Source organism: Mesorhizobium sp. M7A.F.Ca.AU.002.02.1.1, from assembly GCF_003998535.1.
Taxonomy (GTDB): domain Bacteria; phylum Pseudomonadota; class Alphaproteobacteria; order Rhizobiales; family Rhizobiaceae; genus Mesorhizobium; species Mesorhizobium ciceri.
Genome location: NZ_RZPB01001497.1, coordinates 1 through 430, shown reverse-complemented (window position 1 = coordinate 430; position 430 = coordinate 1). Strand labels below are relative to the sequence as shown.

Genomic DNA, 430 nt, shown 5'->3' with positions numbered 1-430 from the left:
CCTCGGGATGGTCGGTGATTTGCAGCACATCGGCGATCACATCAAAGCGCACTTTTTGAGTATGGCCATGCTCGAAGCTGTAGGCACCGATCTGGACCGGCAGAACAAAATCCCGCACAAAAATCCTGTCCGTGCCCAGTGTCGGGTCGGTGTCCGGCGAATAGCCTCTCGCTGCCAACAGGCGATAGTCGATACTCGATTGATCGCCGGTCCCGGATTCCGCTGGGATCAACTCGCGAATCTGCGAGACCGCCTCGGCGCTGATCGAACTCGTGCGACCGGAATGGCCACACAGCGCCCCCCGAAAGCCGAGAAAATCGGGAGCGAAAGGCAATAGGCGCGGAATATCCGGAGCTTCCAGCGATCCACTCAGGCCGACCATCAGACCGAGCGATTTCGTTCGATCGACGAATCCCGGAATACGCTCCGG

Annotated in this window: 1 protein-coding gene; it reads right to left on the bottom strand. The window is 59.1% G+C overall.

Features of this window, described 5'->3' with window-relative positions; translation table 11 throughout:
* On the bottom strand, window positions 1-430 hold a 430-nt coding region (locus EN879_RS38580), incomplete at both ends, for a (5-formylfuran-3-yl)methyl phosphate synthase (RefSeq protein ID WP_281034644.1).